The following is a 25727-nucleotide window of genomic DNA, read 5'->3' as shown; positions in this document are numbered from 1 at the left end:
GGCGGCGGCTACCATTGATACTGAAGCTGCAGGTCGACCGTCCTGCCGCCGCCGTAGTAGCAATAGAAGTCGCAAGAGGCCACGTAATTCTTGTTGGTGAGGTTGCGGGCGTTCAGTTGCAGCGCCCACTCGGGGTTGATCTGATAGCGCGCCATCATGTCCAGCAAGGTGTAGCTGGGAACCTTTTCGCCAGGGTAATAGCGCTCATCTTCCGTCGAGCCGTTGTAGCGCGCCCCGGCTGCCACGGTCAGCTTGCCGCTGTTGGGCAGCGTGAAGCGGTGGCTGACCCACAGGCTGGCCTGATGCTTGGGAATCAGCGGCGTGCGGACGGTCTGCTCTGGCGTGATCTTCTGGCGCGAATGGTTGTGGGTGTAAGAGACCTTCACCGCCGTATCGTCCGTTATGTTGAAATCGCCTTCGATTTCGACACCCTTGTTGGTACGCTTGCCGCTTTGCGACTGGATGTTGGATGCATCCGCGATCAGCGCGTTCTTTTCCTCGATATCAAAGTAGGCAATGGTCACCGTGCCGTCGAACCACGTGGGCTCCAGCTTGATGCCGACTTCCGCCTGCTTGGCTTCGTAGGGCTGATAGGTATTGCCATAGCCGTCCACGCCGGGTATCGGTTTGAACGACTCCGAATAGCTGGCATAGGGCGAAACGCCATAGTCGCTGATGTACATGGCCCCGACGTTCACGCTGTTATGGCTTGCTTTGTAGCCGGCATCGCCCCCGTTGATATTGCCTGAGCCTTTGGCTTTGTCGTGGCGTATGCCGGCATTGAAGTTCCAGCGCTCGCCCACGCGCAACTGGGTGGAGGCATACAGGCCCAACTGCCTGGTATCCAGTTCGTAGGGCGTAGCGTTCACGGCGAACGGCGTACCGTACACGGGCGCAAACATATCCAGGTTCGGCGCCAGGCCAAAGCCGTTGTTCTGGCCGGAGGTGTCTGACTTAAGGTAATCGAACCCGACCACGGGCCGCAGCTCGACATTGTCGCCCAGCTTGACCTTGCCGCTTATGCGGTTGTCGATGTAGTGGTTGCGGGTGCTGCCGTCGGTATAGGTGTAGCCGCGCAAGAGCTCACGGTTGCCGTCCGAGCCATAGGCAAACACGTTTTGCTGATCGACATCCAATTTGGAGAACTTGTAGTTCTGCTTGAAGGCCCAGTCATCGTTGAACTCGTGGCTGAACAGCCAGCCCGCACTGAGCTGCGTGCGCTTGAGCTGGTCAAAACCCGGCTCGCCGGGATTCATGCGCCGGTCGATCTTCCCATAAGGCGTACCGATGATGGTGCCATAGGCTGGCAGGAAACCGTTGGTCGGTGTGCCATCTTCGCGCTGGATGCTGGTCAGCAAGGTCAGCGATGTGCGCGGACTGAACTCGAAGGTCGCGCTGGGAGCCAGGTAATAGCTCTTCATATCCGTATCCCGCTGCATGCCGTCTTCGCGGCGCGCTTGCGCCACGATGCGGTAATAGGCGGTGCCTGCCTCGTTCGCGATTCCGTTGTAATCAAAACCCAGCCCCAGGCGGCCGCGGTGGCCGCCCTCTGCCTGCAGCAGCAAGGCCTCTTCCTTGTGCGGCCGTTTCGTCACCAGATTGACCACACCGCCGGCTTCGGAAGCGCCAAACTCCAAAGAACTGGGCCCCTTGAGCACTTCAACGGTTTCGACGCCAAACAGCTCGGGCTTCCAGACAAAGTAGCCGTTCGGGGTGGTGGGCGAGCCATCCAGGGACGTGGACGCGTCGAAACCGCGAATCTTGAACCACTCCACCTTGTTGTCCGCACCGAAGGGCTCGCTAAGGATCCCGGCCTGGTACTGCAGAGCCTGATCCAGCTTGCGGGCGCCCTGTTCGTCGATATCGCTGCGGTTCAGCACCGCGCTGGAGTTCGGCGCGTAGAAATCCAGGCTTTGCAAATCGCCTACCGTGCCGACGACGGTCACCGCGCCCAGGGTTTCGACAGACTCGGGGGATGCCGCATCGGACGCTTGCGCGTGGCTCGGTGTGGCCAGAACCATACTGCTGATCATCGCCAGAACCGCCCAAGCGATAGGTTGATATGTCATTGATCGCATGTTCTTTTTTCCGTATTGGCTTGAAGGGGTAAGCATGCTGACAAGCCCGGCTCAGGTACGCATGTCTCTCGCCTTCCCATTAGCATGAGGCTCACTTGTGGCTGTAAATGATAATTGAGAATTGTTATCAAATCTATTTTCTTTGGGCTTACAGGCTCAATACAAGGCATCGCACTAGCGGCTTTTTATGGAATTTTCCGGTTATTTTTGCCTATCTTCCGCACAAAATCGGTCATGACGCATCGAAAAACAAAGAGAGGATGACGAACCGTGTTGCCCGCAGGCAACACGGGGACTGGCCGATGCCTGCCCGGACCGGCGATGCCGTTTCAGGGTGCTCGCGGCTCATCGGCAAGAGACATACACTATCGTCAGCCCTATGCGTGTTCACCAGTTCTTCATTTCAATTTTTCACGCGCTATCAAGGAGATTCCGCATGCACCATCCATCCGCCAGCTTTCGCACCGTCAGGGGCGCACTGCTATCCATGACGCTATTGATGGCGGCCGGCATGGCGCATGCGGCCTATCCTGACCGGCCCATTACGCTGATCGTGCCGTTTCCGCCCGGCCAGGCGACCGACATCTTCGCCCGCGAAGTGGCCGACAGGTTGGCAAAAGAAATCAACCAGCCTGTCGTGGTCGAGAACAAAGCCGGCGCCGGAAGCAACATCGGCATGCAGTTCGTCAAGCGTGCCAAGCCGGACGGCTATACCCTGGTCGTGGGCGGCAGCGCAGCCGCCGTGAATCAGACTTTGTACAAAGCGCCGGGGTATTCGCTCTCCAGCGATTTCACTCCCATCAGCGGGATTTTTTCGGTGCCGCTTATTTTCCTGTCCAATCCCAAGTCGGGCATCACGTCCCTGCAGCAGTTGGTCGAGCAAAGCCGGGCCGAGCCCAACAGCCTCGCTTACGCCAGCGCGGGCATAGGCGGGACGCAGCATCTTTCGGCCGAGATGTTCAAGCACGCGGCCGGCATCGAGATGCGGCACATTCCATACAAAGGCAGCGGTCCGGCGCAGGCTGACTTCCTGGGCAACCATGTGCCGTTGATGGTGGATTCTGTGACGGCGGCGCTGCCTCACGTCAAGTCCGGCGACGCCAATGCGCTTGCCGTCACAACCAAGCGCCGCGTGGATCAGTTGCCCGATGTGCCGACTGTGGCCGAAGCAGGCTACCCCGGCTTTGAAGCAGTGGGTTGGGCCGCCTTGTTTGCACCCCAAGGCACACCGGCCGATATTGTGGATGTGCTGAACCAGAAAATCGTCGGCATTTTGAACGACGCAGAGGTCCAGAAGGTATTCCATAATCGGGGGGCGCAACCCATGCCGCTAAGCCTGCCGGACGCCAAAGCCTTCATCGATGCGGAAGTGGACAAGTGGGGCACTGTGGTCAAGCAGTCGGGCGCTTCGGTGGATTGATCGCCTGCCCGGCCTACCCGACCACGCCGTAATCGCCATGGCCTACCGCGTCCTTGCCGATCTCGTCCTCCTGATTCACGCCGCCTTCATTGCCTTTGCCGTGCTGGGCGGCCTGCTCGTCTTGTGGCGGCGATGGCTGCTTTATCTGCATCTGCCCGCGCTGCTATGGGGCGCCCTGGTCGTTGCCATGGGCTGGATATGTCCCTTGACGCCCCTGGAGAACCGCTTGCGCAGATCGGCGGGCGGCGCCGGCTACGAGGGCGGCTTCATTGAGCACTACCTTGCCGCCCTCATCTATCCGCAGGGCCTGACGCGCGAAATCCAGGTCATGCTGGCGCTGCTGCTCGTCATCATCAATGCGAGCATTTATGCCGTGGTGTACTGTCGGCGTCCCGGCCGCTAAGCGCTTTGCCGCAGCGGCGCTGCGGTCATCAACGCGGGGGCCGCACATGTTCCCGCCGGAATCCCTGCCCCAGGATGCGGGCAGGCAGCGAGCGAATGAATGCGGACCTGAACAGCAGCCGTGCAATACCAGGCAGTTCAACCGGCTGGTCGCTGGCCTGGCTGGCCAGCGCCGGTGCAATCACACGCCGCTGGATGAATACCTGCAGCCCCTGGATGATTCTGGTCGGCAGCAGACGCCGCCGTTGGACAGCAGCCAGCACCGACTCATCGGGTAAGCCGGAGGCCAGCAAGGCGGGGGCCAGTATATTGCCGGCCGCCACCGCGTCCTGTATGGCCAGGTTGATGCCCACGCCGCCTATGGGCGACATGGCATGCGCCGCATCGCCGATCAGCAACAGGCCGGGCCGATGCCACTGCTGCAAACGGTCCACCCGCACCTCCAGCAGCTTGACGTCGTCCCAGGAAGCAATATGGCCGACCCGGTCAGCCAGAAAGCGGACTTTACCCGCCACCCTGGCCCGGAAATCCTCGATCGGCTGCTGGCGCCACGGGCCGGCGGTCCCCTTGGCGATCACACTGGCAATCTGCCAATAGTCGTTGCGGTTAAGCATGACCAGGAAGTTGCCATAGCCTGGCACGCCGTAGGTACCGGCCGGATCGGAGGCCAGCCGTGGAAGCCGGAACCACAGCACGTCCATGGGAGCGCCCAGATTCTGCGGATACAGGCCGGCAGCTTTGCGAAGCAGGGAATGCCTGCCATCGCACGCCACGACCAGGCCGGCATTGAACCGCACCATGCCGTCCGGCGTTCGGGCCATGACGCCGGTGACGGCGCCGTCCGGACCGCGGACCAGCTCCGTCGCTTCGTGGCGCATGCACAACTGAAAGCGGTCATGGCGTTGCGCCTCGGTGGCGAGCAGATTAAGCAGATCCCATTGCGGGACCAGCGCCATATAGGGAAAGGGCCGCAAGCGGCGGAAGTCGCCCAAGGCATGCATGCCATCGGCAAACATGCCCTCCAGCTGCTCCACGCGGTGCTGCGGCAAAGCGTCGAATTGCTCTTTCAGCCCCAGTTCCGCCAGGATTTCCAACGTGGACGGATGCACCGTGTCGCCCCGGAAGTCCCGCAGAAAATCGCCGTGTTTTTCGAGTACGGCAGTAGCCACGCCGGCGCGCGCCAACAGCAAGCCCAACATCATGCCGGCGGGTCCGCCACCCACGATGCAGCAACGCACGCTTCTTTCTTGAAAGGCGTTTTCCATGTGCAAAGTGTGCAGGCGGCGCGCCTGGCCGTCAAGAGAAAGCGCCGCCCCCGCAGCCATGCTAAGGTATGCCCAACTTGAAAATGCTGCTCTGCCGCATACGCCGCATGAAGCGCGTATCGGCGGCCATGCAGCCCGCCTGGAAGGATGCCTGAAACGTGTCTGAGTCACTGAAGCAAAATCTGAATTTGCACCCCCTGCTCGCCGGCAGCGACGTGCACGGCCTCGTCTTCGACCTGGACGGCACGCTGATCGACAGCGCGCCGGACATCATTCACGGTATGCGCCTGACCTTTGCGCAGGCCGGCGTGGGCCTGCTGCCCGACGATTATTTTCCCGACGATCTGCACGGCACTAACGAAGGCATCATGCGGTCTATCGTGGCCGACATGGGATGGTCCACGCCCACCGACTTTACGCCGCTCAAGGCCCAGTACCTTGAGCATCAGGCCGCCCTGAACCATGGCCGCACCCAGCTTTATGCCGGTGTCCAGAACGTCTTGCAAGCCTGCCGCGACGCGCGGCTGCCCATGGGAATCTGCACCAACAAGGTCCATGCCAGCGCCCTGACGGCCACCCGCAAGGTCGGCATCGATACGATGTTCGATTTCATCAGCGGCGCCGACACCTGGCCGCAGGCCAAGCCGTCGCCCCTGCCCCTGCTGGAAACCATCCGCATGCTGGGGTTGAAGCCCGATCAATGCCTGTACTTCGGAGACACCTCGGTCGATGCGGCCTGCGCACGGGACGCGGGCGTGCGGTTTGTGCTGCATGAATCAGGATACGGAGACCTGCAGCTTCAAGGCCTGTCGCGGCACTTTGCCTTCAGCCGCTGGCATGAATTGCTGCTTGATCAAGCGCAAATAGCGTAAGCATGCGCCGCAACGGCGCATGCGCGGCCAACCTGCGGCGGATTCCACGCATCAGCCATATAGGCTTTCGTTGCACAGGCGTGCTTTCAGGAACTCGATCATCAGTTGCGCCGCTGCCGCCTGGTAACGCGTCGGCGGCGTCAGCAGAAAGATTGTCGCGCCAAACACGCTGATTCTGTAGTAGGGCAGGTGCCTGACCAAAGCGCCCGATTCCAGCTCGGGCTTGACCATGTATCGGGGCAGGAACCCAATACCGCCCCCTTCCATCACCGCCTGCTTCAAAAAGACGAAGTTGTCAGAACGCAGCACAGGCTGCAGTTCCACGCTCCGGCTGCCGCCGTCATAACGCCCGGTCACGCGCAAGGCCGCCCCGACCGCCGAGGCGCACACAATATCCAGGGAGCGCAAATCCTCCAGCACGTGAACCGCCGGTTTATCCTGCATATACCCGGGGCTGGAACAGACCACCCAATCCACATCGGCCAGCGCGGTCGCCTTGGAGTTGGCGGGTGGCGTGGACAGCACACGCAAGGCGATGTCGATGCCTTCTTCGACCAGATTCACGATCTGGTTGCTAAATACCACGTCGAAGGTCACTTCTGGATGCGCGCGCCTGAACTGGACCAGGATATCCGACAAGGCCAGATGCCCGAGCCCGGCCGCAACGCTCAGGCGCACATGCCCGGACACGGTGCCGGTGGCGTTGGAAACGATATCCCTGACGGCGGCGAACTCGTACAGCATATTGCGTCCGTGGGCATAAACGGCCGCCCCGATATCGGTCAGTTGCATGGCTTTGGTCGTGCGGCGCAGTAGCTGCACGCCTAGTTGATCTTCCAGTGTTTTAAGGCGGTAGCTCAGGTTAGCCCGGGACATTTTGCGCTTGCGCGCCGCCGCGCTCATACTGCCGGCATCGACGATGTCGATAAAAAAGTGAAGTGAATTCAGGTCCATGGCGGCGCGTGCCTTACTGTCAAATATTATTTGACAGTATATTAAATCGTCCAAAACACCGCATGCGCACGTATCATATCGACAGCACATTTCACCGTTCACCGACACGCAACCCAACACGCATAGGCAATCAATATGGCACTCGATAATGAAACGTTCTCGGTCCTGCGCTCGACCGTACAGAAGTTTATTGACCAGCGGCTCAAGCCTGCGGAAGACGTTCTTGAAGAAACCGACGACGTGCCGGCCGACATTGTCGAGGAAATGAAAGAGATCGGGCTATTCGGCATTTCCATTCCGGAAGAATACGGCGGCTCGGGCTTGTCCATGGCGCAAGAATGCGACGTGGTCTACGACTTGGGCCATACGTCATTCGCCTTCCGGTCCGTGTTCGGCACCAATGTGGGCATTGGCTCGCAGGGCATACTGATGGACGGCACCGAAGAGCAAAAGCAGGCCTGGCTGCCGCGCATCGCCTCGGGCGAAGTGATCATCTCCTTTGCGCTGACGGAGCCCGGCGCCGGTTCTGACGCCGCATCCTTGCAAACCAAGGCAACGCTCGAGGGCGACCATTACGTCATCAACGGGACCAAGCGCTTCATTACCAATGCTTCCCGCGCCAGCGCCTTCACCCTGATGGCGCGCACCGGCGGGCCGGGCGCCGGCGGCGTCTCTGCATTTATCCTCCCCGCCGACACGCCGGGCATAACGCTGGGCAAGCACGACAAGAAAATGGGGCAGCGCGGCACCAAGACCTGCGATGTCGTGCTGGACAATGTCAAGGTCAAGGCGGAAAACATCATCGGCGGCACGCCCGGCAAAGGCTTCAGCACCGCCATGAAAGTGCTGGACCGCGGCCGCCTTCATATTTCCGCATTGGCCTGCGGCATGGCCGACAGGCTGATCCGCGACGCGGTCGACTATGCCAAGCAACGCAAGCAATTCGGCCAGCCCATCGCCCAGTTCCAGCTTGTGCAGGCCATGCTGGCCGACAGCCAGACGGATCTGTACGCCGGCCTGTCCATGATGCGGGACTGTGCACGTGCCTATGATGCGAATCCGGCGGGACAAAGGAATCAGGAACTGAGCATGGCGGCATCCTGCGTCAAGCTGTTCTGCACCGAGATGGTCGGCCGCGTGGCGGACCGTGCGGTACAGATCCATGGCGGGTCCGGCTATATCAGCGAATACAAAGCCGAGCGCTTTTATCGGGATGTGCGCCTGTTGCGGCTTTACGAGGGCACCAGCCAGATTCAGCAGTTGATCATCGCCAAGCAGTTGCTGCAGCGCTAGGCATCCCCGGGCGCTGCCGCCTGCCGCGTCAGCCGCCAAGCATGTTGTAGGGTGTTAAGCGATACTCTCTTTATCCTATTCGTTCAAGGAGTGCCGCCATGGCCGCCACGCCAAACACCACCACGGGCATCGAAGCCCGCATGCCCACATTGTTCATCCCCCATGGCGCCGGCCCCTGTTTTTTCATGGACTGGAACCCCGCTGACGCCTGGGACCGCACCCGCGATTTTCTGGAAGGCGTGGCAGCGACGCTGCCCGAACGCCCCAAAGCAATCGTGCTCGTATCCGGCCATTGGTTGGGGTCCGCATTCAGCGTCACCAGCAATCCGCGCCCCAGCCTGATTTATGACTATAACGGCTTCCCCGCCCACACTTACGAGCTGCGCTACCCCGCTCCCGGCGAACCGCAACTGGCGTCGCGTATTGTGGAACTGCTGAATCAGAATCACATGCCCGCCACCGAAAACGCCAACCGCGGCCTGGACCACGGCGTCTTTATTCCGTTGAAACTGATGTTTCCGGATGCCGATATCCCCGTGGTGCAACTGTCGCTGCGTCAAGACATGGATCCGGCTGTCCATCTTCAAGCGGGAAAGGCGCTTGCTCCTTTGCGCGATGAAGGCGTTTTGATTATTGGCAGCGGCATGAGCTTCCACAACATGCGCGGCTACGGCGACCCCCAGTTCGGCCCCATCTCGGACCAGTTCGATCACTGGCTGGCCGATGCGGTCAGTGCGGCGCCGGCCCGACGCGAACAGGCCTTGACCGATTGGGCGCAGGCCCCCGGAGCCCGGTTGAGCCATCCGCCCCGCGCCGAAGAGCACTTGCTGCCCCTGATGGTTGCCGCCGGCGCGGCGGGTGCCGGCCGGGGCGAACGGATATTCAGCGACCGGGTGATGGAAGTCACGCTGTCAGCGTTCCGCTTTACTGACGGTTAGGCGTTTTCCCGCCCGGCATGCGCGCTATTCGATCTTGATGCCCGCTTCCTTCACGACCACCGCCCAGTTGGCAACCTGAGTGTGCATCCAGGTGTTGAATTCCGCGGTCGTCATGTCCATGGGCTCGGCACCCAAAGTCAGCAGCTTTTCCTGGACGTCGGGCATTTTGATGATCTTGGCCATTTCTGTATTGAGCTTCTCGACAATGGCCGCAGGCGTCCCGGCGGGCGCCAGCACGCCCTGCCAACTGCCCGTCACGAAGCCTGGGATCTTCTCGCTGACGGTGGGTACGTCGGGCAATTGCGGCAGCCGCTTCTCGCTGGTCACGGCCAGCAGCCGGATCTTGCCGCTTTTCACGTGGGGATAGGTGGCCACCATGCCATTGGTGGTGGCATCGACCTGCCCGCCGATCAGATCGGTCATGGCCTGGGCGCCGCCCTTATAGGGGATGTAGCCCCAATCGACACCGGTTTTCTGGGCAAACAGGACGCCGGCCATATGCGGGGCGCTGCCAATGCCTGCCGCGGCGGCAAAATTCACCTTGCCGGGGTTGGCCTTGGCATAGGCCACCAATTCGTCTTGCGTCTTGACGGGCAGCGCATTGCTGGTGACCAGCAGGTGCGGCGAAAAAGCCAGCATCGTCACCGGCGTCAGGTCTTTAAGCGGATCAAAAGGCATATTCGGATAGACGCTTGGGCTGATCGTCAGGTTGCCCAGGTCCACCAGCAGCAAGGTGTAGCCGTCGGCATCCGATCGCGCCACATAATCGGCGCCGATATTGCCATTGGCCCCCGCGCGATTCTCGACCACCACCGTTTGCCCGAACGCCTGCCCCAGCTTGTCGCCGACCAGCCGGCCCAGTACGTCGGATGTGCCCCCGGCCGGGAACGGAACGATCAGCTTGATGGGCTTGGCCGGATAGTTCGCGGCCGCGTCCGACTGCGCAGCGGCCGGAACGGCAAACGCGGCGGCGCAACATGCGGCAATGGCGATTTTTAAGGCTTTCTTCATATTGTCTCCTGTGCGGTCTTGAGCAGCCGCATTGCATTAAGGTTAAAAACAGGTTCTACAAAAAAGAACAAAAATAGGGCGGGGCGTACAAAAACCCTTACTGAGGACCCAGGGCGGCGATCAACGCCGCCAGTTGCTCATGCTGATCCGGCGTCAGGTCGCACAAGGGCGTGCGCACCGGGCCGGCGGTCTTGCCCACCACTGTGGCGCCGGCTTTGACGATGCTGACCGCATAGCCCTGCCCGCTGTTGCGCAGCGCCAGATAGGGAAAGAAAAAAGTCTTCAGAAGATGATCCATGGTGGCGTGATCGTCACGCACCGACGCGTTGTAGAACTCAAGCGCAGTGCGAGGAATAAAGTTGAACACGGCCGATGAATAAGTCGTGACGCTCATGGCTTTAAGGGCCGGCGCAAAGACTTCCGCTGTGGGCAAGCCGCCGATATAGGTCAGGCGGTCGCCCAGCCGCGAACGGATGGACATCATCAATTCAATATCGCCAAAGCCATCTTTGAAACCCACCAGATTGGGGCATTCGTCGGCGATCTGCTCCAGGGTCTCGGCCGTGAGCCGGCACAGGCTGCGGTTGTAGATGATCACCCCGATGGACACCGATTTGCAGATGGCCACCACATGGCGGCGCAAGCCTTCCTGGTCCGCCTCGGTCAAATAATGCGGCAAGATCAACAGGCCGTCAGCGCCCTGGCGCTGGGCTTCGACGGCATATTCGATCGCGGTGCGCGTGCCATAGCCGGTGCCCGCAATAATCGGCATGTCGCCGCGGCAGACCGCCACGGCAGCGCCCACGATATCGGCGTATTCGTCTTTGGCCAGCGAAAAGAATTCGCCGGTGCCGCCCGCAGCGAACAAGGCAGTGGCGTCGTAGCCCTTGAGCCATTCAAGACGCTTCTGATAAGAAGGTTTGTTGAAGTTCTGCTGCGCATCGAAATCGGTCAACGGAAACGACAGCAACCCCGCGCCAATGACTTTCTTCAACTCCTGTACATCGATCGACATATTTTCCCTATCTACACAAGAAGACAACCGGCGGATCGGCAAAAACCGATAAGGCGCTCCGGAACGATGCCGTCACACGCAGCCAGTTCTGATGAATAAATAAACCCTTACCCGAAAAGCATTCGCTTTCTGTTCAGGGAATATACCTTCTTGTCTGTTGTCGTACAAGCAAAAATTTAACGGAGAGGCGATTTTTCAGGGTTTGCGCTACATGGCGGTGCAATACCCGCCAGATCCGCGCCGGACAGCGGCCACAAACACGTCCTGCAAGCCGAAACAGGTCAGGAGGCCGCTACGCTGGCCGCCTTCAGGCGTTCGCGGCTGTTACCCAGATGCAGGCGCATGGCAGCCCGTGCGCCATCGGGATCTTGATTCACAATGGCTTGAAAAATGGCCTGATGCTCGCGATTCACATTCTGCAGATAGGCCGTGCGCGCGTGGGTGTCGGCTTTGTACATACCGATCCGGGCGCGCGGAATGGCCACCATGCCCAAATAATTGAATAACTCCGTGAAGTAGCGATTGTCGGTCGCCAGCGCAATTTCCTGGTGAAAGCGGAAGTCCAGATCCACCGCGTCTTCGTGGGCGGCTATCCCCCGCGTCAGGGCGTCCAGCGTATCCCGCAGGCGGGCAATATGCCCATCGGTGCGCCGTATGGCCGCCAGCGCCGCCGCTTCCGACTCCAGGCTGATGCGCAGCTCAAGCAGGCTGATCACCTCTTTGACCGTATCGAGCTCCTGGGCGTCGATCCGAAACGGAATCGCGGCCGAGGGCGCCAGCACGAACACCCCCACCCCTTGACGGGCAGAGACCAGCCCGGCGCTTTTCAAGCTGGAAACCGCCTCGCGCACCACCGTGCGGCTTACGCCATACGAAGCAACCATTTCATGCTCGCTGGGCAGCTTGTCGCCCGGCTTCAAATCGCCCCGGGCAATGCGGTCGGTCAAGTCCTTGGCCAGTTGCGCGGCCAGCGACTTGGGCCGCTCAAGAGAAAGCGAGGGGCGGGTAAGCGTTGCCATGGAGAATACGAATCCGCAATAAGGAAGACAGCATGATTATAGCTGTCTGCTTGTATGATGACACGCCAAGCAGCTCCCTGTTTACCCTGCCTGCACGCAAAAAAATGCAAATAACCGGCTTTGTCGCAACATTGAAACTTGCATATGTGAGCATTAGGGGTCATCCTATATAGGGATCGCATCAAGCAGCAATTGGATACAGCGATAAATATTGCTTACCTGGAGTCTGAAATGCCCGCATCAAATCAAGTCTTGTCACCTTACCGAAACTGGAAAGTCAAGCAGTACACCGTTCCCCTGGAAACACGCTTGGCGCAAGAGCGCGCGCATCAGCACCAGCCTCCCCTCATTTCGCTGCACGCCAAAGGCGACGCTGCAGCAGAAACGGCTGACGCGGCGAAATAGAAGGCGGCCGGCCCGCCGGCGTCCCCGCACAAGATCAACAGGAATACAGCATGAGCATGTCAGTCGAAGCAACAGTAGGCGCCTCGGTGGCGCTGGAGAACGCCAATGTCCAGCAACAAGTGCAGATGACGATGCTGCGCAAAACATTGGATATGCAGGCTCAGACCATAACGGGCCTGATCGAGTCGGCAGCGCCCAAGCTGGCCACGCATGGCATGATCGGCACGCAGATCCACACCACCGCCTGACCTTGCCGACACCCCTGGGGACTGTTCATCCAAGCGCCAGCAACCATGCCTTGAAGGCCTGGACCGGGGGAAACGCCAGCCGCTCGGGCGGCACGTAAAGGTAATACGCCGCACCGGTATTCAACGGCCGGTCTATAGCCAGTTGCAAGGCGCCGCTGCGCAACTCGTCCTGCACCAGAATGCTGGGGACCAGGCCAATGCCTATCCCCGACGCCACTGCCTGGATCAGATGGGAGGTCAGTTCAAACTGAGGTCCCAGGCGCATTGCACTTGGCGGCACATGATTGTCTCGAAACCATTGCTGCCAGACAGCGGGCCGGGCGGCCACCTGCAGCAGCAGATGCTGCGCCACATCGGCGGGACCATTGACCGGCAACGCGCCGGCCAGGGCTGGGCTGATTACCGGCACCACTTCTTCGTCCAGCAGATGATGGGCAATCAGGCCAGGCCGGTTGTCGTCGCCCACGCCGATGACGGCATCCATGCCCGCCCGCTCGAGATCGAACAGGCCAATGCGCGCATGCACGTGAATCAATGTGCCGGGGTGCTGGGCATAGAAGCTATTCAGCCGGGGCATCAACCATTTGGCCGCAAAAGTGGGCAAGGCAGCCAGGTGCAGGTTGCCCCCGCCCGAGCGCGAGGCAATGGCCTGCAGCGAAGCACTGCTGATCCGCTGCAGGGCGTTGCTGACCTCAGCCTGATAGACCGCGCCCGCTTCCGTCAGGACAATGCTGCGCTTTTCGCGGCGGAACAAGGCCACATCCAACAGGGATTCCAATGCCTTGACCTGCCGGCTGACCGCGCTTTGCGTCAATGAAAGCTCGATCGCGGCGCGTGTGAAGCTCAGGTGCCGCGCCGATGCCTCGAAGGCCACCAGCAAAGACATGGAAGGGGTAAGCCGGCGCGGATTCATTCTATTCCTTCATGCATGAAAGCATCAGCATAGGATTTTACACGTGAAGATTTCTTATGAACTCCTATATACATTCATTTTATGAATGATAGTGGTGAAGAAAAGTCGTTTGCCCGGCCCCGCTCTTCCTGAAAAAATACTCCGTTGAAATAAGGAGCGGGTGATGTCGACAACAAACCGGTGGGAGCCGCTGGAGCGGGAGCTTTTACAGACGCTCGGGTCCATGGTGCGCTTTGATGCCGGGCATCAAGCTGTGTATGCCTCGGACGCCTCCAACTATCGGCAAATACCCATAGGCGCCGTCATTCCGGAAACCCTTGATGATTTCGTGACGGGCATTGAAATCTGCCGGCGGCACAATGCGCCCGTGCTGATGCGCGGCGCCGGCACATCGATGAGCGGGCAAACCGTAAACCATGCCGTGCTGTTCGATCTGTCGCAGTCCTGTCACCGCATCCTGGAGCTGGACCCGAAGGCGGGCACCGCCATTGTCGAGCCCGGCGTGGTGTGCGACACCCTGCGCGATGCAGCAGAGCAGTATGGCCTGACCTTCGCGCCCGACCCGTCCACACACAGCCGCTGCACCCTGGGCGGGATGATTGCCAACAATTCCTGTGGGCCGCATTCGGTCATGGCAGGCAAGACGCTGGAAAACGTCGAAGCGCTCGAGATCATGACCTATGACGGCGAGCGCTTCTGGGTCGGGCCCACCACCGAAGCGGAACTGGCCTCTATCATTGCCGCCGGCGGGCGCAAGGGCGATATCTATCGCCGCTTGCGCGACTTGCGCGACCGCTATGCCGACCTGATCCGCAACCGCTTTCCCGACATCAAACGCCGCGTGTCGGGCTACAACCTGGATCAGTTGCTGCCCGAGAACGGCTTCAATGTGGCGCGCGCCTTGGTCGGTACGGAAGGCACCTGTGCCTTGACCTTGCACGCCAAGGTCCGCCTGGTGAAAAGCCCGGCCTGCCGCGTGGTGCTGGTGCTGGGCTTCCCCGATATCTATGTGGCGGCCGATGCCGTGCCCGAGTACCAGCGGTTTTCGCCCATCGCGATCGAAGGGCTGGACCGGGCCATTATCCGCGGCCTGCAGGCCCGCAAGCTGGCCCAGGCCGAAATCGACCTGCTGCCCGAAGGCGATGCCTGGGTCATGGTCGAGTTCGGCGCCGACAGCATCGAAGCCGCCACGGCGCAGGCAGAGCGGGCGGCCGCTTATTTCGCGCAGCGGCCTGCCGACCCCCGCCCGTCGGCCTGGATCGTGCCCGATGCCGCAACCCAGAAACGCATCTGGTCGATCCGTGAAAACGGCGCTTCCGCCACACAGCTTTCCATCGATCCCGCCATACCCGACCCCAAGGTCGGATGGGAGGACGCCGCCGTCGATCCTCACCGCCTGGGCGATTACCTGCGCGCCTTCCAGGCCCTGGTGGACCGCTACGACTATCGAACCTCGCTGTTCGGGCATTTCGGCGACGGCTGTGTGCACGCGCGCGTCACCTTCGATGTGCGCAGCACGGAAGGCGTAGCCAAGTTCCGGGCTTTCATGCGCGAAGCGGCGCAACTGGTCGTGGACTACGGCGGCTCGCTGACCGGCGAGCACGGCGACGGCCAGGCCCGTGCCGAGTTCCTGCCCATTATGTTCGGCGAAGAACTGATGGAGGCCCTGCGCGAATTCAAGCGCATCTGGGACCCGCTGAACCGGATGAATCCGCACAAAGTGGTCGATGCCTACCGCATCGACGAAAACCTGCGCATGGGGCCGCGCTACAAGGTCGTGAACATCCATACCCGCATGAACTTCCGCAGTCCCGAAGGCGATGGCTTCCAGCGCGCCGTGGAGCATTGTGTCGGCATGGGGCGCTGCCGCAGCGGCAAAGGCAGCACCATGTGCCCCAGCTACCGGGCCACCAAAGACGAGCGGTTTTCCACGCGCGGCCGATCACGGCTGCTGTGGGAGATGCTGCAGGGCGAGCTTGTCACCGAGGGCTGGAACAGCCCGCATGTGAAGGCGGCGATGGATACCTGCCTGGCCTGCAAAGGCTGCCGCAGCGACTGCCCCACGCACACCGACATGGCATCCTACAAGGCCGAGTTCCTGTCGCACTATTACGAGCGGCACCGGCGTCCACGGCAGGCGTTGACCATGGGCCGGATCGGCGACTGGGCGCCGCTGGCCGGAAAGATTCCGCGGCTTGTCAACCTGATCACGCAGACACCGGGCATCTCGGCGCTGGCCAAGCGCATAGGCGGCGTTGCCGTCCAGCGCGACCTGCCCCGCTTCGCCGCAAAGACCTTCCGGGAGCGGTTCCGCAAACAGGCGCGCCGCAACACGGATGGACCCAAAGTCATTCTGTGGCTGGATACCTTCTGCGAGCACTTCCATCCCGAGGTGGCCGCCGCCGCGGTCGAGGTGCTGGACCTGGCGGGCTTCCAGGCCGTGCTGCCGGCCGCGCCCCTGTGCTGCGGCCGCCCGCTATACGACTACGGCTATGTCGACCAAGCCAGGGAAAAGCTGCGCAAAATCCTGGACATCGTCGGCGCGCAGATGGCGCAAGCGCAGGATAGTCCCATCGCCGTCGTAGGCCTGGAGCCGGGCTGCATGTCCGTGTTCAAGGACGAACTGCTCAAGTTGTTTCCCGATGATCCGCGTGCGCGGCAACTGGCCGGCCACACGCATATGCTGGGCGATTTCCTGCACGAACAGGGCTATCGGCCGCCCCCGCTTGATATCAAGGTGCTGGTGCACGCGCACTGCCATCAGAAATCCTTGTTCGGCACCCAGGGCGACGCGGCACTGCTGGAAGCCATGGGCGCGCAGGCCACGCACCTGGACAGCGGCTGTTGCGGCATGGCGGGCTCTTTCGGCTTCAATCCCGAACACCTGGGCATATCCAAAGCGGCCGGCGAGCTCGTGCTGCTGCCCGCCGTGCGGCAGGCGGCCGGCGACACCATTATCTTGACCAATGGCTTCAGTTGCCGCGAGCAGATCCGCCAGGAAACCGGCCGCGAGGTCATGCACCTGACCGAACTGCTGTTGCTGGCGCACCGCCGCCAGGTAGCTCCCATCCAGGCTTCATCCCTCCTTCATCCACACCCACCTTCAAGGAATCCCACATGACCGGCAAGCTTCGCGGCGTTTTCGCTCCCGTCCTGACGCCCTTCGACGACAACCTCGAGCCTGATGCGGCCCGATTTATTGCACACTGCCGCTGGCTGGTCGACAACCAGGCCGGACTCGCGATTTTCGGCACCAACTCGGAAGCCGCCTCGCTGTCGATTGCCGAGCGCCTGACGCTCACCGACGCCCTGCTGGAAGCCGGCATTCCGGCGTCCAGCCTCATGCCGGGCACCGGCTCCTCGTCCATCACCGATGCGGTCACGCTCACGCGCCATGCCGTGCAAAACGGCGCCCAGGGCGTACTGGTGCTGCCGCCGTTCTTCTACAAAGGCGTGTCCGACGATGGACTGTTCGCCTACTACTCGGAAATCATCGAACGCGTGGGCGACGACAGGCTGGCCATTTACCTGTATCACATTCCGCAGATGTCGTACGCGCCCATTACGATGAGTCTGATCGAACGCTTGCTGGCGCGCTACCCGGCAAGCATCGCCGGCGCCAAGGACTCCTCGGGCGACTGGAACAATTCCAAGGCCATGATTGACACCTTCAGCGCACAGGGCTTCGATGTATTTCCCGCCAGCGAGTCGTTTCTGTCCAGGGCTTTGCCTATCGGCGGCGCTGGCTGCATCAGCGCCACGGTCAATGTCAATCCGGCCGGCATCCATGCCTTGTACCAAGGCTGGAACGGCCCCGACGGCGCCAGCCTGCAGGCCAGCGCCGATGAGATCCGCACTATATTCCAGGCCGTGCCCATGATCCCGGCCATGAAGCACGCCATTGCCTGGCAATCGGCCACGCCCGGCTGGGACGTGGTCAGGCCCCCGCTGGTCAAGCTCGCCGCCGATACGGCCGCCTCGCTGGAAAGCCAACTGCAGGCAGCCGGGTTCACCATGCGGGCGTATCCGCAGTAACAGCAGGCGGCGGGCGGCGATACCCGCCGCGGACTCACCGGACGGAACGGCCCAAGTAGCGCAACACGCCTTTCCCGGCGGCATGGCCGCTGGCAAAGCAGGCCGTCAGCAAGTACCCGCCGGTGGGCGCCTCCCAATCCAGCATCTCGCCCGCGCAGAACACGCCAGGCATGCCGTGCAGCATCTGGCTCTGATCTAGGCTGTCGAAACCGACGCCCCCCGCCGTGCTGATGGCTTCATCCAGCGGACGCATCCCCCGCAAGCGTACAGGCAGGCATTTGATCGCCGCGGCCAGCGCTTCGGGCTGCTCGAATATCGACTTGGGCAGGCATTCTCGCAGCAAGCCAAGCTTGGCGCCTTTCAGGCCCAAGCGGCTGCCCAGGTGGCTGGACCAGGATCGCGAGCCCCGGGGGTGCGCCACTTCGCGCTGTACGTGTTCCCGTTCGCGCGCCGGCAGCAAATCAATGTGCACCACGGCCTCGCCCCGTGCCAACAGCGTATCACGCAAGGCCGACGACCAGGCATAGACCAGACCGCCTTCCAGGCCGTCCGCCGTCACCATGCATTCCCCGCGCCGCATCGCCTGTCCCGGCGGAGCCATGGCAATGGACTTCAATGCTTCCCCGGCAAAACGCCCGGAAAAATAATCGCTCCAATGCGCCAGGAAGCCGCAATTGGCGGGCAGCAGGGGCAAAACGTGGGCGCCTTTTTCCACCAGCACGGCCTGCCACGCCCCATCGGACCCAAGCCGCGCCCAGCTTGCGCCGCCCAGCGCCAGCACCACCGCGTCCGCAGGGCGCGTCACCCGGCCTTGGGGCGTGTCCAGCACCAGGGCGCCCTTGTCGGACCAGCCCTGCCAGCGATGGCGCGCATGCAGCGTCACGCCGCTGGCGCGCAGGCGCTGCAACCATTTGCGCAGCAACGGGGCGGCCTTCATTTCCTTGGGAAACACCCGCCCTGAAGAGCCCACGAAAGTTTCCACGCCCAGCGCGTCCGCCCACGCGCGCAGCGCCTGGGCATCGAAGTCTTCCAGCCAGGCCGACACCTGCGCTTCGCGCGGGCCGAAACGCGCGCGAAATGCCGCGGCCGGTTCGCTGTGGGTCAGGTTCAAGCCGCCACGCCCGGCCAGCAGAAACTTGCGGCCGACCGAGGGCATTGCATCGTAGATATCCACGCGAACACCGGCATTCGCAAGGGTTTCCGCAGCCATCAGGCCGGCAGGCCCGCCGCCCACTACGGCAACAGAAAAGTCAGGGGAATGCGCAGACATTTTTGATATCAGGGTTCCAGAAAGATACAAGAGCGTAACAAAAACCCGCGCCCAGGCCCTAAATTATTTCAATGCGCTGCAAAGCCCCAATCGGCGCTTGCCCGCGCCCATCGGGTCGATTACGCTCACTACCATGTACAACATCAGGAGCAGGACCATGAGATTAAGCCGTCATATCGCTCATTTTGCGCTGGCCGGATTAATGGCCCTGGCCGTCGCCGGCAATGCCGCGGCCGCCGACCGAAAAACCACCAATACCTTGCTGGGCGCGGGCCTTGGCGCCGCAGCCGGCGCCGTGCTGTCGGAAGGCGACATGATGCTGACACTGGGCGGCGCCGCCGCCGGCGGCCTGCTGGGCAACGTACTGACCGAAGACCGCAAGCATCATCGCTGGAAAGGCCACGACCGCTCGTATCGGTCCGATCGGCGCTATGTGGATCACCGCAACTATCGCGGCAAACCGCATTATAAAAAACATCACCACAAGAGACATCACAAGCACCACCGCTAAGCGCTATGCGGCGTCAAAGGCAAGGGCCTGCCTTCAAGCAGGCCCTTGTTGCGGCCGGCCTTGCCTTAGTGCGCGAAATACAGATCGTGCAGGCGCGCCATATCGGTCTCGGCCGCCTTCTGCGACAGCACGACCTTGCCGGTTTGCAGCAGATAGACGTGATCGGCGACACCCACCGCCCTGTGCGTGCTTTGCTCGACCAGAACGATGGTCCGCCCTTCCCCCTTCAGCCGCGCCAGCGTTTCGAACAGCTCATTCACAATCACGGGCGCCAGGCCCAGCGACGGCTCGTCGATGATCAGCACACGCGGGTCGGCCATCAGCCCGCGTCCCATGGCCAGCATTTGCGCCTCGCCGCCCGACAACGTGCCGGCCGGCCGATGGCGGCGCTCGTACAAGCGCGGGAACATCTCGTAGGCCCGGTCGCATTGTTTGCGCGCGCCGGCGCGATGCTGTTTGGTAAAGGCGCCCAGCATCAGGTTCTCTTCTACGGTCATTTCCTTGAAGACCATGCGGCCCTCGGGGATCATCACCACACCCAGGCTGGGCATCTTCCAGGTGGGCACACCGCTCAAGGGGCGGCCGTCCAGCTGGACGACGCCCTGCGACAGCGGAATCAGCCCCATGATGGCGCGCAGCAGCGTGGTTTTCCCTGCTCCATTGGGTCCGATGATGGTGGTGAGTTCGCCCTGCCGGATCGACAGCGAAACGTCCCACAAGATATTGATGGCTCCGTATCCGGCGCGTACGCCCTGAAGTTCTATCATGCGGTGCCTCCGGTATAGCTTCTGACGACCTCCGGGTCGCGAAAGACCTCGGCGGCGGTGCCCAGCGCAATCAGTTTGCCGAAATCCAGGGCGGCCACCCGGTCGCACAACTGGCTGATGATGTCGATATCGTGCTCAATGATCAAGATGCCGACCGAAAACCGTTTGTGCAGGTCCGCCAGCATATGCATGAAACGCCTTTTGGCGCTGGTTTCCAGCCCCGCCAGCACCTCGTCCAGCAACAGCAGCCTGGGGTCGGTGCATAGCGCCTTGGCGATCTCCAGCGCCTTGAGCTCGGTCAGCGCCAGTTCGGCCGCGGCATTGCGCCCGGCCCTGCCCGCCAGGCCCGTAAAGTCCAGGACTTCAGCGATGCGTTCATCGTCGACGCGGCCCGTGCCGAAGCGCTGCGCGACAACCAGGTTCTCGCGTACCGTCAGCTCGTGCAGCGGCTGCGGTATCTGGAACGTCCTGCCTATGCCCATGCGGGCGCGCCGGTGCAAAGGCGCATTCAGCAGATTGTCCGACTCGAAACGGATGCGGCCGCCCGTCGGCCTGACCAGCCCGGATACCGCATTGAACAAGGTGGTCTTGCCCGCGCCGTTGGGCCCCACCAAGCCCAGCACTTCATCCCGGCCGGCGGTCAGCGTCACGGCGTCGACCGCGGTCAAGCCGCCGAAGCGCACGGTCAAAGCGTCGAGTTCAAGCATGTTTCCTCCGGTAGCCCTTTAGCGCCAGGGGCAGCAGGCCGCGAGGACTGAAGATGATCATGGCCACCAACAAGCCGCCCAGGATCAACTGATGCCCGGACGGAATCAGATTCTTGAAGATCAACTGATCGACCAGATAGACGGTGAGCGCCCCCAGCAAGGGACCCAACAGGGTGCGATAGCCGCCAAAGATGGCCGCAATAATAGGCAAGGTCACCCAGACGCCATTGAAGGCGTAGTCAGGCTCAAGAAAACTGATGTAGTGCACATTGAACGCCCCCACCATGCCGGTCATGAAGGCGGAAACAAACAGCATCAGCGCCTTGAGCAGCGTGCTGTTCACGCCGACGACGCGGGTGGCGTCTTCACTGTCGTGCATGGCGCGCAGGGCCAGGCCATAGTGGCTGGCGCGTATGGCCCGATAGCACAGCACAAAGATCAGCAGCAGCGTCAGAATGATCAGATAGCTGCCTGTCTTGCCGCCAAGGTCCAGGCCCAGCACGACAGGAAAATGGGGAATACGCGACAAGCCGCCCGATCCGCCCGTCACGGACGACCACTCCGTTGCCACAATCTTGAAGATGTGGGCATAGGCCAGGATGGCCAGGGCGAAATAAGGCCCTCGCAATCGCAGCACCGGCAGCATTACCACCGACGCCACCACCGCCCCCAGCCCACCCAACACGAGCCCGGCCATGACGGGCACGCCCGCATGGATGGTCAGCAACGCCGATACATACGCGCCCACACCGAAGAAGGCCGAATGGCCAAAGCTGACCATTCCGCCCAAATTGCCCAGCAGCGCCCACGCCAGCGCAATGCCTCCGATCACCAGCGCCGCAATGATCAGACTCATCACATAGTTATTCTGGCCCAGCAGCAAGGGCACGCCCAGATAAGCGGCCGCGACCGCGATCAGTGCGAATTTGCCTGTTTTCATCCTCGCCTCCCCGCCGCGCCGAACAAACCGTTGGGCAGCACGAACAACACCAGCAGAAACAGAATCATGCCCACCAGCTCCTGCAGCGCCGAGCTGGCCAGCGTAATCGTCAAGGCTTCCGTCACGCCCAGCAACAGCGCGCCCACCAGCACGCCCGGAATCGACCCAATGCCTGCCAGCACCGTGATAATGAACGCCTTGATCGTCAGCACATGGCCCAAGGGCGGCTGTATCACGCCATAGCTGAAGATGGCCACGCCGGCGAACGACGCCAGAATCCCGGCAATCACAAACGACACCAGTTCGGTGCGGCGCGGATTGATGCCCATCAGGCGCGCCGCATCGCGATTACCCGCGACGGCGCGCACCGCCCGCCCGTACCAACTGCGCGACAGCCACCACCACAGCACCCCCATCAGCAGGACGCTGACCGCAAAGAACAAGGGTTCGCTGCGCATGCTGTACAAAGGCCCCAGCACCACGGCGTCCTGCAACCAGGCGGACGAGGTCGAACGGATGTCGGCCGACCAGATCAGCAGGATGGCGTTGGTCAGGATCACGCCTATGCCATAGGTCAGGATCAAGGAGTTGAGTTCGCGATCGGTCTTGATGAGGTCGATCAGAAAATACATGATGACGGCCGAAACACACACAATCACCAGCGCAACGGGAATGGCAAACACAGGGTTCAGGCCCAGCGAGGCCTCGACCGTGTACGCGATGTACGCGGCCAGCAGCACCAGCTCGCCGTGCGCCAGGTTGATGACCTTCATGGTCCCGAACACCAGCGCGAGGCCCAGCGCAATCAGGGCGTAGGAACCGCCCTGAAGGACGCCCGAATAGAGCGCCTGAAGAATAAGCTCTGTCATGGGGCCGCTTGCTTACCAGGGGGTGCCGGGAAACTGCATGCCGGCGGTCGCCGCATCCTTGGGCCAGACAATTTCAATCTTGTCCCCCTGGTGCTGCCCCATGCGATGCACAAAGTTCAGGTTGTCGCCCTCGGTGAACTGGACACGGCCGATCAGGGTATTGCGGTCGGTCTTGGCCAACTCCTGGGCGATGCCGCCGTTCTTGATGGTGCCATTATCGGCAGCCCGCGCGATGGCTTCGAACAGAATCATGGACTGCACATAGCCGAACTGGCCCAGGTAATCAGGGTCCTTTTTGTGCAAGGCCTTGTAGGTGTCGTAGAACAGCTTGCCCTCTTCCGTGTTGAACGTGGCGGGATAAGGCAGCAAGGCCGTGCCATATACCTTGGGCATCAGGTCCGGAAAATCAGCGGCCATCTTGGGCGTGGCCAGCGACCACACCCCCACCAAGGCCTTGACGTCGGGCTTGATCACCTTGGCCGCGCGCAAAATGCCCACATAGTCGTTTTCGTAGCCCACCATCAAAATGACTTCCGACTTGTCGCGCAGGCGCACTTTGTTGACGATGGGCTTGAAGTCCGAAATGCCCGGGTCGAATGGGTGCATGCCAACCTTGAATCCCTTTGCGTCCAGGTCCTTCTGCACATCTTCGGCCAGATGGGCGGTGGCTTCCTTGGTGGAATAAATGATCGAGGCGGATTTCACCTTCATATCGTCCAGCACGCCGACCATGGCTTTCTGGTAGCCGGCGGTATTGTTGATGCGATAAAAGGTGTTGTACCCGCGCTGGACCAGTCCGTTATCGACCCCGCCAGAGGTAATGTAGGGCAGGCCCAGCTTGTTGGCCGCGTCGGAGGCCGGCCCGATATTATTGGAGCCATAGCCGCCCGTAAAGGCCACCACGCCCTGCGATGCCAGTTTCTCGATCGCGGCAATGGCCTTGGCCGGCGAAGACTCGTCGTCCTCGGTCAGCACCTTGATGGTGTGCTTGCCATGGGTCTTGTTGAACACCTCGACCGCCACGGCAATGCCTTCGTGCATGCCGGTGCCGACTCTGGCCAACGCGCCGGTCAACGGCTCCTGCTCCCCGACCAGGAATTCTTCAGCCTGCGCAACGGTAAGCGGCACCGACAGGGCCAGCGCCATCAATCCAATGGCTGCATGATTCATTTTCATTGTCTCGCTCCTTATGAGTATTTATCTGGACTCCGGGTGGAGTTTTCTTCAACGTCTTTCTTCAACGCCTTAATGCAACTGCTGCGCCAGCTGCTTGAGCCGGCCTTTCAGAATCTTGCCCGTCGCAGCCGCCGGCATCGCCGGCATCGCAACGATGCGGCTGGGCCTTTTATAGGGTGACAGGCGTGGCCCGAGCCAGGTTTGCAGCTCGGCCAGATCCACATCGCCCATGGCGGGATCCAGCTCGACAAAAGCCACGACCTCTTCGTTCCCGTCCGCCGTCTGCCGGCCCACCACCGCCGACTGCACGACGGCGGGATGCGCGTTCAGCGCCGCCTCGACCTCGATCGGATACACGTTGAAGCCGGAACGGATGATCAGTTCCTTGCTGCGGCCCACCAGGAACAGCGCCCCATCGGCCTCGCGCCGTACCAGGTCGCCCGTGCGCAGCCAACCCGCCTCGTCGATGGCGCCGGCTGTGAGCGCCGGTTCGCGGTAGTAGCCCTTCATGACATTGGGACCCCGCGCCCACAGCTCGCCGGGCTCGCCCTCGGGCACATCGCGGCCATCGCTGCCGACGATGCGGATTTCCACGCCCGGAATGACCTGGCCCACCGAGGTATCGCTGCGTGGCGCATCGATGCGCGTCTGGCTGATGGTGGGCGAGCTTTCGGTCAGGCCATAGCCGTTATGCAGCACACGCCCGAACAAACGCTCTACCTGCGCTTTCAAGGTCGCGTCCAGCGGCGACCCGCCCGCGTAGATGAAACGCAGGCTGGAGCCGGCGGGATTCCAGTCGCCGTAGTCGTACTCAAGCAGCCGCGCGTACATCGCCGGCACCCCCTGGAAGATCGTGAGCCGCTCCCGCCGCAGGGTGTCGATCAAATCAGCCGGCGCATAGCGCGCCGCCAAGTACAGCGACGCGCCCGCGTACAGCGTACCGAATGCGACCGAGGCCAGCCCGAAAACATGCGTGATCGGCAACACACCGTAGGCCCGGTCCTCAGGCACCAGGCCGCGCACCTGACTCGAGCTTGCCGCAACGAACAGCAGATTGCGGTGGGTGAGCATCACGCCCTTGGGCTGCCCCGTCGTGCCGGTGGTGTAGATCAGCGCGGCGACCTGATCCCGGCCATCGGCATAGACCGGTTCGGGCTGACAGGCTTCGTCCAGCGGACCCATCGCTACCTGGCCTACGCCGGGCAATTCCAGAGGCATGGCGCCCTGATGCAGGGCATGCGCCCCTGCTTCGGGGGAAACGCCTACGGTGTACATCACGCGCCGGGGCTGGCTATGCTGGCGTATGGCCTGGATTTCGGCGGCGGAAAGACGGGCGTTCACATTCACCGCCCACGCATCCAGCCGGGCCGCCGCCAGAATCAGCACCATCAGGGCGATGCTGTTTTCCGCCACCATCATGACCCGGTCGCCCGGGCGCACACCGCTGGCACGCAACACATCGGCGGCCGCGTCCATGGCTTGCGCCAACTGGCCATAGCTGAACACCGCGCCCGCCTGCGACAGCGCCACCGCCTGCGGCGAGCGCGCCGCCCAGAAGCGTACGATATCGCTCAGGCGCTGGGGTTGCTGCGCAGAGAGGCGATCGGCGTGCGCCATCG

23 protein-coding genes are annotated in these 25727 nt (G+C 61.9%); 9 read left to right on the top strand and 14 right to left on the bottom strand.

What is annotated here, in order from left to right; all coding sequences use genetic code 11:
- Window positions 1–8 precede the first annotated feature (8 nt).
- Window positions 9–2078 (bottom strand): TonB-dependent siderophore receptor, encoded by a 2070-nt coding sequence (locus RE432_RS07375; protein WP_310932649.1) that lies wholly within the window; start codon window positions 2076–2078, stop codon window positions 9–11.
- A gap of 487 nt (window positions 2079–2565) precedes the next feature.
- Here RE432_RS07375 and RE432_RS07370 point away from each other — a divergent pair, with 487 nt between their 5' ends.
- The gene (locus RE432_RS07370; protein WP_310933055.1) at window positions 2566–3498 is read left to right on the top strand and encodes a tripartite tricarboxylate transporter substrate binding protein; all 933 of its coding nucleotides are present in this window, start codon (window positions 2566–2568) and stop codon (window positions 3496–3498) included.
- 37 nt (window positions 3499–3535) lie between these two features.
- Complete coding sequence (locus RE432_RS07365) at window positions 3536–3901, top strand: DUF2784 domain-containing protein (protein ID WP_310932648.1); 366 nt, start codon at window positions 3536–3538, stop codon at window positions 3899–3901.
- Between the two features lie 28 nt (window positions 3902–3929).
- Here RE432_RS07365 and RE432_RS07360 read toward each other — a convergent pair whose 3' ends face one another.
- Window positions 3930–5225 (bottom strand): FAD-dependent oxidoreductase, encoded by a 1296-nt coding sequence (locus tag RE432_RS07360; protein WP_310932647.1) that lies wholly within the window; start codon window positions 5223–5225, stop codon window positions 3930–3932.
- 98 nt (window positions 5226–5323) lie between these two features.
- Here RE432_RS07360 and RE432_RS07355 point away from each other — a divergent pair, with 98 nt between their 5' ends.
- Window positions 5324–6037, top strand: coding sequence for an HAD-IA family hydrolase (locus RE432_RS07355; RefSeq protein WP_310932645.1), 714 nt, complete (start codon window positions 5324–5326; stop codon window positions 6035–6037).
- A gap of 51 nt (window positions 6038–6088) precedes the next feature.
- Here RE432_RS07355 and RE432_RS07350 read toward each other — a convergent pair whose 3' ends face one another.
- Entirely contained in the window at window positions 6089–6991 is a 903-nt protein-coding gene (locus RE432_RS07350) for a LysR substrate-binding domain-containing protein (RefSeq protein ID WP_310932643.1), read from the bottom strand.
- Window positions 6992–7126: 135 nt separating this feature from the next.
- Between RE432_RS07350 and RE432_RS07345 the strand changes: the two genes are divergently transcribed.
- Window positions 7127–8284 (top strand): acyl-CoA dehydrogenase family protein, encoded by a 1158-nt coding sequence (locus RE432_RS07345; RefSeq protein ID WP_310932642.1) that lies wholly within the window; start codon window positions 7127–7129, stop codon window positions 8282–8284.
- A gap of 98 nt (window positions 8285–8382) precedes the next feature.
- Window positions 8383–9222 (top strand): class III extradiol ring-cleavage dioxygenase, encoded by an 840-nt coding sequence (locus tag RE432_RS07340; RefSeq protein WP_310932641.1) that lies wholly within the window; start codon window positions 8383–8385, stop codon window positions 9220–9222.
- Between the two features lie 24 nt (window positions 9223–9246).
- Here the strand turns inward: RE432_RS07340 and RE432_RS07335 are convergent, their stop codons facing one another.
- The 3 genes from RE432_RS07335 to RE432_RS07325 all read right to left on the bottom strand — a co-directional run bounded on the left by RE432_RS07335 (window position 9247) and on the right by RE432_RS07325 (window position 12267).
- The gene (locus RE432_RS07335; RefSeq protein ID WP_310932640.1) at window positions 9247–10233 is read right to left on the bottom strand and encodes a tripartite tricarboxylate transporter substrate binding protein; all 987 of its coding nucleotides are present in this window, start codon (window positions 10231–10233) and stop codon (window positions 9247–9249) included.
- A 97-nt stretch (window positions 10234–10330) separates the two neighbouring features.
- Window positions 10331–11248 carry a 5-dehydro-4-deoxyglucarate dehydratase gene (gene kdgD, locus RE432_RS07330; RefSeq protein ID WP_310932639.1) on the bottom strand — a complete coding sequence of 306 codons (918 nt, stop codon included), beginning with the start codon at window positions 11246–11248 and terminating at the stop codon, window positions 10331–10333.
- 281 nt (window positions 11249–11529) lie between these two features.
- Complete coding sequence (locus RE432_RS07325) at window positions 11530–12267, bottom strand: FadR/GntR family transcriptional regulator (protein WP_310932638.1); 738 nt, start codon at window positions 12265–12267, stop codon at window positions 11530–11532.
- Between the two features lie 455 nt (window positions 12268–12722).
- Here RE432_RS07325 and RE432_RS07320 point away from each other — a divergent pair, with 455 nt between their 5' ends.
- Entirely contained in the window at window positions 12723–12920 is a 198-nt protein-coding gene (locus tag RE432_RS07320) for a YjfB family protein (protein WP_310932637.1), read from the top strand.
- A gap of 25 nt (window positions 12921–12945) precedes the next feature.
- On the opposite strand, the gene RE432_RS07315 is transcribed toward RE432_RS07320, so the two are convergent.
- Window positions 12946–13833, bottom strand: coding sequence for a LysR substrate-binding domain-containing protein (locus RE432_RS07315; RefSeq protein ID WP_310932636.1), 888 nt, complete (start codon window positions 13831–13833; stop codon window positions 12946–12948).
- 163 nt (window positions 13834–13996) lie between these two features.
- On the opposite strand from RE432_RS07315, the gene RE432_RS07310 reads away from it, so the two are divergent.
- Complete coding sequence (locus RE432_RS07310; RefSeq protein ID WP_409079822.1) at window positions 13997–16954, top strand: FAD-linked oxidase C-terminal domain-containing protein; 2958 nt, start codon at window positions 13997–13999, stop codon at window positions 16952–16954.
- Window positions 16951–17868, top strand: coding sequence for a dihydrodipicolinate synthase family protein (locus RE432_RS07305; protein WP_310932635.1), 918 nt, complete (start codon window positions 16951–16953; stop codon window positions 17866–17868). Before RE432_RS07310 ends, RE432_RS07305 begins: the two co-directional genes overlap by 4 nt.
- Window positions 17869–17902: 34 nt before the next feature.
- Here the strand turns inward: RE432_RS07305 and RE432_RS07300 are convergent, their stop codons facing one another.
- The gene (locus tag RE432_RS07300) at window positions 17903–19138 is read right to left on the bottom strand and encodes a TIGR03862 family flavoprotein (RefSeq protein ID WP_310932634.1); all 1236 of its coding nucleotides are present in this window, start codon (window positions 19136–19138) and stop codon (window positions 17903–17905) included.
- 157 nt (window positions 19139–19295) lie between these two features.
- Here RE432_RS07300 and RE432_RS07295 point away from each other — a divergent pair, with 157 nt between their 5' ends.
- Complete coding sequence (locus RE432_RS07295; RefSeq protein WP_310932633.1) at window positions 19296–19649, top strand: hypothetical protein; 354 nt, start codon at window positions 19296–19298, stop codon at window positions 19647–19649.
- Window positions 19650–19714: 65 nt separating this feature from the next.
- Here RE432_RS07295 and RE432_RS07290 read toward each other — a convergent pair whose 3' ends face one another.
- The 6 genes from RE432_RS07290 to RE432_RS07265 all read right to left on the bottom strand — a co-directional run bounded on the left by RE432_RS07290 (window position 19715) and on the right by RE432_RS07265 (window position 25725).
- Window positions 19715–20416 (bottom strand): ABC transporter ATP-binding protein, encoded by a 702-nt coding sequence (locus RE432_RS07290; RefSeq protein WP_310932632.1) that lies wholly within the window; start codon window positions 20414–20416, stop codon window positions 19715–19717.
- A complete protein-coding gene (locus RE432_RS07285) occupies window positions 20413–21123 on the bottom strand; it encodes an ATP-binding cassette domain-containing protein (RefSeq protein WP_310932631.1) in 711 nt (236 codons plus the stop codon). The genes RE432_RS07290 and RE432_RS07285 overlap by 4 nt, the downstream gene beginning before the upstream one ends.
- Window positions 21116–22063, bottom strand: a complete 948-nt coding sequence (locus RE432_RS07280) for a branched-chain amino acid ABC transporter permease (RefSeq protein WP_310932630.1) — start codon at window positions 22061–22063, stop codon at window positions 21116–21118. The genes RE432_RS07285 and RE432_RS07280 overlap by 8 nt, the downstream gene beginning before the upstream one ends.
- Window positions 22060–22932 (bottom strand): branched-chain amino acid ABC transporter permease, encoded by an 873-nt coding sequence (locus RE432_RS07275; RefSeq protein ID WP_310932629.1) that lies wholly within the window; start codon window positions 22930–22932, stop codon window positions 22060–22062. The genes RE432_RS07280 and RE432_RS07275 overlap by 4 nt, the downstream gene beginning before the upstream one ends.
- A 12-nt stretch (window positions 22933–22944) precedes the next feature.
- Window positions 22945–24102 carry an ABC transporter substrate-binding protein gene (locus RE432_RS07270; protein ID WP_310933052.1) on the bottom strand — a complete coding sequence of 386 codons (1158 nt, stop codon included), beginning with the start codon at window positions 24100–24102 and terminating at the stop codon, window positions 22945–22947.
- A 75-nt stretch (window positions 24103–24177) separates the two neighbouring features.
- A complete protein-coding gene (locus RE432_RS07265) occupies window positions 24178–25725 on the bottom strand; it encodes a class I adenylate-forming enzyme family protein (RefSeq protein ID WP_310932627.1) in 1548 nt (515 codons plus the stop codon).
- Window positions 25726–25727: the final 2 nt, after the last annotated feature.

This window comes from Pusillimonas sp. SM2304 (assembly GCF_031628915.1).
GTDB lineage: Bacteria > Pseudomonadota > Gammaproteobacteria > Burkholderiales > Burkholderiaceae_B > Pusillimonas_C.
The sequence above is the reverse complement of the archived record's forward strand: the minus strand, read 5'-3'. Positions and strand labels throughout refer to the sequence as shown.